Genomic DNA, 6,521 nt, shown 5'->3' on the forward strand with positions numbered 1-6,521 from the left:
CCCAACAGCTCCAGCACCAACCGCTTCAGATCGGCGTTCGACAGGCCATCAAGATCCGGGGCCGGTGACATGCAGGGGATTGAATCAGAATTGTCGCTGCGCCGGAACCCCGACCCGCCAGCTCAGCCCGGACTTTTGCCAATGTTACAAATTTTCGTCGTAAGCCATTGATCTGTATAACACTCAACAGACTCCAGCTTCGGAAGGTCTCAAAATGGCACGGGGCTGACCTTATCCCGATTTCCGCTTTAGCTGCCTCAGCGGGCTATTATTTAATCCGCTTCACAGCGTTATGACCCACTTGAAACCTTCAGTAACAGGTGAGCCGGAACCCATCAGATCAAGGACCAGGGTCGTCATCTCGATGAACAGGGGCCGCTTTTCCTCCGCTGCTTTCCCGACCGTGAGAGCAGGACCCTGTGGTTCGCTGACCTTTCCTTGCGGAGCATTCCAGCCGCTGTACCATCACAGGATTAGCAGGAGACACTCATGACTGAGCCGCTGATCGATCTCTCCAGTCCAGAGGCCTGGCGCCTGCTGAAGCACGCGCGAAAACGCGGCTATCTCACCAGGGACGAGTTTGACCAGATGGTTGGGCCGGAGCTGCCGCCCGACCGCCTGGAGGCTCTCAAGCGTGAGCTCTGGAAGCTGCACATCAGCATTCTGGTGACCGGAGATAAGCGCTGAAATCAAGTGCGAGGGGTGAGGGGATCCGTGCCCTCGAACCAAGCATGGGTTGCGGCCTCGCGGGCAGTCTGCTCGTCTTCAAAGCCAAGGGCGGTAAGCTTTTCTAAGCCGCAGACATGGCACCTAACAGCCGCGGCAAAGCCACCATCATCCGTAACGAAGCTCAGAACGGATGCTGCATCGCAGGAACACCGCGGACAGAGCCTCTGACTCATGTGGCTCTTCCTTTCCAGTGATTTCTGCGGATTAACGAGGTTAACGCATGTGCTGACGCTGTCGAGCGAGGACAGGCGCAACAACTTTGTGCAACGCGCAATGACAGAAGCGGTGCGGCCAGGGCACGGTGGTACTGACATCACTCCTGCCAGCCGCGTTCGACGGCTTCGCACACCCTCATAGCGAGCCGCATGCAAACAGGATAGCTTCCCCGCATTTGCATGAGGAGCCCGCTTGACCACAACGATGACTGGCGGGTTCTGATTTGATGTCTGCCGGCTCGTCAGAAAAGGTTGGTCATCGGGTCACGAATCACATCACCTGCCGACAGGATCAACCAAGAGGAGAGTGCATGTTCTTCGTTGTCACGGGGCAAGGGCTAAACGGGCCGCTAGCGGTAACCTGCGAGACGGCGGCCGCAGCCGTCGAGAAGGCCCGTGCTTTTATTGCTGACGGAGTGCTCGACGTCCTCATCGCTGATGCGGATGGGCGGCAGCATCCCCCGGACGACTTCCACCGCCTCCTGCTTGGGACCCAATCCTCATGAAGCCGCTTCGAACCCGGAACATGCTCCCGCGGAAGGCTTTCCCCGAGCGGCAAGCTTAGTTATCTCGCGAAGAGGCGGTTCCTTTACTTTGCAACCAGAGGCACTTGTATGAGCCAACTCACAGCACTGTCGGCTCATCTCCCTGGCTGTATCATCTGCATAGACGCAAGACGCCTTCACTTGCGCCGCGAGCTGCTCCCGGGGCTCCCCGATCGGTGAGACCGGGGCATTCGGTGGGGTATCATGGATGACTGGTGGGTGATCCTGTTCGTCGTCATTGCTGTGCTTGCTTGGAGCGGTTTGTTCCCATCCGACCTTGCAATCCAGCATAGAAGCCCCATATTTAGTTTATCGGATTTTGGCCGGACAATCGGGTCGTTTCGCTTTTGGTTTTTCCAGGCGCACGTTCGGACTTTCTTACCATTACATCGACGAACCGAGTTGAGGCCGTGCTTTTGCACGCCTTCGCTCACGTGCATCTGCAGCAATCGCGAAAGGTTACCCCAATGGTTATGGGCACTGTTAAATTCTACAACGACATGAAGGGCTTCGGCTTCATCCAGCCGAACGATGGCAGCAAGGACGTGTTCGTCCATGCCACCGCTCTTGAGCGCGCCGGCATGCGCGGCCTCGTCGAAGGCCAGAAGGTTGCCTTTGATACGGCCGAAGACCGCCGCTCCGGCAAGATCGCCGTCAACAATATCGAGACGGCATAAAGCAAGTCCCTTCGGTGCAGGCTTGTCTGCACTGAGCCGTTGAGGCCGCTCCCCTGGGGAGCGGCTTTTTGTTTGCACGTGTGGTGCTGCCTCTGGCACTCCCACACTGGAGAACCAAATTGCCTCATAAATACAAGATCCGACAGATGGTGCGCCTCGTCCGTGCGCCGATTTTTGACAGCCGCGCCACTGGCAGCGGCATCTACGAGGTGACGCGCCTCATGCCGGCCGACGAGACCGGCGAGGTCTCGTACCGGATCCGATCCGGTGTGACGGAACGTGCCGTCCGGGAGAGCGAGATCAGAGCATGAGTGGTTTCCGAGACAAGGGCTCAGCGATCGGCTGAGCACGGCGCAGAGCGCCCGCAAGGCCATGCTGGAACGCGTCCGAGCAAAGCCGGGTGCCGACGATCCGGCTGTGGCTGAGCGCAGAGCAGCTCGACAGGCTGTCAGCACCGCCCGTGAGGCGCGGCTGGCCGAACGCGAGGCCGCCAAGGTCGCCGAGCAGACTCGCGAGGCCGCAGAGCGGGAGGCGCAGCAAGCGGCCGAACAGGAGCAGCGCCTGGCTCAGGAAGCAAACGAGGTTGTCGAGAGAGCCCAGAGAGCCGAGCGTCAGGTCGCACTGGAAGCCGAGCAGAAGGCAGCCCGCGATGCCCGCTATGCCGCCCGAAAGGCACGCAAGTGAGCTGAGGCGGGATATCGGCCGAACACCTCAAGTTCCCTCATTGCATTCACATCATACAGGATTGGCCATGAACGAGTTCGAGGAGAACAGGGCCGGCACCCCTGAACGGACCGTCTCTGAACGTCACATTGAGGCGGTTCAGCAGCAAGGCGGGATGTTCGTCGAGGCCGTTCGCCGGACCCGTATGCCGATGCTCGTGACTGACGCGACCCTGCCCGGCAATCCTATCGTTTTTGCCAACCAGGCGTTCGTCGACCTGTCGGGCTACAGCATGGACGAGTTGCTCGGACAAGACCCGCACTTCATGAACGGCGAAGGCACCGACCCTGAGGCCATCCGGCGCTATGAGGTCGCGATCATGGAGGGACGGGACGAGACGCTGGAGATCCTGCAGTACCGCAAGGACGGCAGCCCGTTTCGGGCCATGCTGTTCGCCAGTCCTGTGGATGACGGCCAGGGCACCGTCACCAGTCACTTTCTCTCCTATCTCGATATCACCCGACGGTACGCCGCCGAAGAGGACCTTCGGACCCTTGCTTCTGAACTGGAGGCCCGAGTGGCGGCCAGAACCCAGGAGCTGGAAGCAGCCAACATAAGCCTGTCGGCTCTGGTCACCGAAAGGGAGATGCTCCTGGTCGAGGTCAACCACCGCGCCAAGAACAGCCTCGCCATAGCCGCGTCTCTCCTCGCCATCCAGGGACGGCGGCAGCCTGATCCGGCCGTCCGGGCTCTGTTTGAGGAGGCCCAGGATCGTCTCAACGCCATGGCGCGAGTGCACGACCTTCTCAGCAAGTCGGAAAAGGCCCAACGCGTCGATGTTTCTGTGTACGTGGCAGATCTGTGCGAGGCCTTGAGGCCGATCACGGAAAACGATGACCGCATCCGCCTTGAGGCGAAGATGGAGGGTGCGATCCTGGTGGACGCCGACACGGCGGTTCCGCTTGGCATTGTGCTGACCGAATTGATTACCAACGCTGTAAAATATGCTTTCCCTGCATCACGGTCAGGGGCGATCCTCGTCCAGGCGCGCCGCAGCCAGCCGGGATGGATCGAACTGGTCGTCCGGGATGATGGGATCGGAGTGTCGAGTCTGCGGGAAGGATCGCTCGGCTATGGCCTCGTTCGGTCGCTCATTCAACAGATTCGGGGTGAGATCGACGTGCGCAGCGATGTGGGGTTGACGGTGACGGTCTCGTTCCCGGGGGCGCCCCAATAGGCGGCAGAACACAGTGCAGATGGCGCAACAGGTGGTGACGCGGATTGAAGCCATGGGTCGCACCAGCCGAACATCATCTTGGCCTTAGGAACGAAGAGGATTAATCCCCATTCCAATCAACATGCCTGAGAACAAACCTGACATTCGCGCGCTCATTCTCGTTGTCGAGGATGAAGCCCTTGTCCGCATGATGCTGGTGGACGTGCTGGATGATGCTGGTTTCAAGGTCATGGAGGCGGCGCACACGGACGAGGCGCTCCTATTCTCGCGGCGGCTCCCGACGTCCAGGTCGTCGTCACGGACGTGGAAATGCCACGCGGGAGCATCAATGGCTTCGAGATGGCCCGCAGAGTGCGGGATGATCGACAGGATATCGGTGTGCTGATCGCCTCAGGACGCGTTGCCCCCGCACCTGGGGACTTGCCGGAGGGGGCTTATTTCGTCGAAAAGCCCGTTCGCCCTGAAAGACTGCTTGAGCTCATCCGAGCGCTGCTCCGCGAGGGCTAAGAGCGCCACAAAGGAGCGCTCGTGGCTTGTCGCTGATCGGCTGAACCAACGGAGCAGCTGAAGCTTTGTCTCGTAAACGTTTTGCGCCGAGGGCGTTATGCCCCGAGCGAATGAAACGCCGCAACTAGCAGACGTAGTGATTAAGGAAGCTTTCCCATATGACGACAGCAAGAAAGGCCGATCTCGAGTTCAAGGCCGGCGAGACCGCCGTGTACGCATCTCATGGCGTGGGCCGGATTACCGCAGTTGAGGAGCAAGAGGTTGCCGGCTTCAAGCTTCAGGTATTCGTCATCTTCTTCGAGAAGGACAAGATGACGGTGCGCGTTCCTGTGGCCAAGGCTGCGAGCGGCGGGTTACGCAAGATCGTGGAACCGGCGCTCATCGAGAAGGTGCTCGAGGTCCTTGCCGGACGCGCACGGGTTAAGCGTGGGATGTGGTCTCGCAGAGGCCAGGAGTACGAGGCAAAGATCAATTCGGGTGATCTGATGATGCTCGCAGAGGTTTTGCGCGACCTTTATCGTTCTCCCGAGCAGGCGGAGCCATCGTACAGCGAGCGTCAGCTCTATGAGTCAGCTCTTGAGACCCTTGCTCGCGAAATCTCCGCAGTTCATGACATCTCACAAGCTGAGGCCCAGACGCTCATCGGCCAGAACTTGGCCAAATCGCCGCGCCCGTTGAAGGATAACCCATCCGAAGCCGAGGCGGACGGTGAAGATGATGTGGAGCAAGCGGCTTGAACACGGGATCAGACATGTTCAATGAAATCGGATATTTGCCCAGCCCAATCTGAGGCCGCTCAGGGGAGGGGAATAGCTTTCCCGGCCCCCGAGCAAGAAGCCCCACCGCAGTAACGACGGGGCTTCTTGGCTACAGGCGCTGTGCGCTTGTCAGCGACACCGCCGAACGTTGCGAACGATGAATTTCCATTCGGAAGCCTTGTCCGCTCCCGAACCATTCGGCAGTCCGGCGTACAGTTCTGGACGTTCCGAACGACGACCGTTCCATTAGGGCGGACCGTCCTGACCCGGCGGGTCGTGCAAGCCACGTTCTCGGTCAGGCTCGGTGCGGCAACGGATTGAGGTGCAAAGCGAGCGCTTGCCGGCTCGGGAGCCATCACAAACAGCACACCAAAAAGGGCGGTGGCACCCATAGCAAAATACTTCAAAGTCATTTTCCCGAATTAGTCGATAACCGCTGGTACCAAGCAGGTATCAGGCAGCGGCAAGATGGGAGCTTTGGTCTAACCGGACGATGAACAGACCGCTCGACCTCAGCGTCGCGGCCGGACCGAAGAATTGATGGTCACGAGCTGACCGGTTCTTGGATCAAGGATCGTCATGGCCGCCTCCTACGCACACTGCACGGGATGAACGCCTCAACGCCACGATTGGCTCCATCACTCTTCAAACGTGGTTATGGCTTCGTTACTACCCAGTCAGCTTTCTCGATCAGCCCCGATGGGCCGAGAGCTGCTGCTCGTTGGCCTGTTTCACATCATCGAGGACAGCCCGTATTTTCGACGCCAGCTCGGCGTAAGTGAACGGCTTGCCGATCAGCTGCACGCCAGGGTCAAGCCTGCCGTGATGGACGATCGCGTTACGGGTATAACCCGTTGTGAACAGCACCTTCAGCTCCGGTCGAAGGCACCTTGCCTGATCGGCCAACTGGCGCCCGTTCATCCCATCCGGAAGGACAACGTCCGTAAACAGCAGCTCGATCTCCGGCCGGCTCGCCAAGACTTTCAAGGCTGTGGCCCCATTGGCGGCCTCGAAGACCCGGTATCCGAGCTCCCGGAGACTTTCCGTGCTGTAGGCTCGCAATTCCGTGTTGTCTTCAACCACCAGGATGGTCTCGCAGCCTGTCGGCACAACATCCTGCCGGATGTCCTCTTCTGGCTGCTCGGCAGCGGCGGCATGAAGACGCGGCAGATAGATCTTGACCGTCGTGC

The 6,521-nt window shown here is 59.6% G+C and carries 9 protein-coding genes; 8 read left to right on the top strand and 1 reads right to left on the bottom strand.

Annotated elements, in window-relative coordinates; genetic code table 11:
• Positions 1 to 489 precede the first annotated feature (489 nt).
• The 8 genes from FS320_RS35625 (at position 490) to FS320_RS35660 (ending at position 5,310) form a co-directional block, all read left to right on the top strand.
• Positions 490 to 687 carry a hypothetical protein gene (locus FS320_RS35625; protein ID WP_152717083.1) on the top strand — a complete coding sequence of 66 codons (198 nt, stop codon included), beginning with the start codon at positions 490 to 492 and terminating at the stop codon, positions 685 to 687.
• 568 nt (positions 688 to 1,255) lie between these two features.
• Positions 1,256 to 1,450 (top strand): hypothetical protein, encoded by a 195-nt coding sequence (locus FS320_RS35630; protein WP_152717084.1) that lies wholly within the window; start codon positions 1,256 to 1,258, stop codon positions 1,448 to 1,450.
• A 506-nt stretch (positions 1,451 to 1,956) separates the two neighbouring features.
• Positions 1,957 to 2,166 carry a cold-shock protein gene (locus FS320_RS35635; protein WP_152717085.1) on the top strand — a complete coding sequence of 70 codons (210 nt, stop codon included), beginning with the start codon at positions 1,957 to 1,959 and terminating at the stop codon, positions 2,164 to 2,166.
• A 119-nt stretch (positions 2,167 to 2,285) separates the two neighbouring features.
• A complete protein-coding gene (locus tag FS320_RS35640; protein ID WP_152717086.1) occupies positions 2,286 to 2,477 on the top strand; it encodes a hypothetical protein in 192 nt (63 codons plus the stop codon).
• 61 nt (positions 2,478 to 2,538) lie between these two features.
• Positions 2,539 to 2,850, top strand: coding sequence for a DUF6481 family protein (locus tag FS320_RS35645; RefSeq protein WP_244627603.1), 312 nt, complete (start codon positions 2,539 to 2,541; stop codon positions 2,848 to 2,850).
• Between the two features lie 67 nt (positions 2,851 to 2,917).
• Positions 2,918 to 4,066 (top strand): histidine kinase dimerization/phosphoacceptor domain -containing protein, encoded by a 1,149-nt coding sequence (locus FS320_RS35650; RefSeq protein ID WP_152717087.1) that lies wholly within the window; start codon positions 2,918 to 2,920, stop codon positions 4,064 to 4,066.
• Positions 4,067 to 4,375: 309 nt separating this feature from the next.
• On the top strand, positions 4,376 to 4,573 hold the full coding sequence (locus tag FS320_RS50425; RefSeq protein WP_338105624.1) for a response regulator transcription factor: 198 nt from the start codon (positions 4,376 to 4,378) through the stop codon (positions 4,571 to 4,573).
• A 158-nt stretch (positions 4,574 to 4,731) separates the two neighbouring features.
• The gene (locus tag FS320_RS35660) at positions 4,732 to 5,310 is read left to right on the top strand and encodes a CarD family transcriptional regulator (RefSeq protein ID WP_152717088.1); all 579 of its coding nucleotides are present in this window, start codon (positions 4,732 to 4,734) and stop codon (positions 5,308 to 5,310) included.
• Positions 5,311 to 6,021: 711 nt separating this feature from the next.
• On the opposite strand, the gene FS320_RS35665 is transcribed toward FS320_RS35660, so the two are convergent.
• Positions 6,022 to 6,521: response regulator (locus FS320_RS35665; RefSeq protein WP_152717089.1), on the bottom strand; the 500-nt coding region annotated here is incomplete at its 5' end.

This window comes from Microvirga tunisiensis, assembly GCF_009296175.1.
Classification (GTDB): domain Bacteria; phylum Pseudomonadota; class Alphaproteobacteria; order Rhizobiales; family Beijerinckiaceae; genus Microvirga; species Microvirga tunisiensis.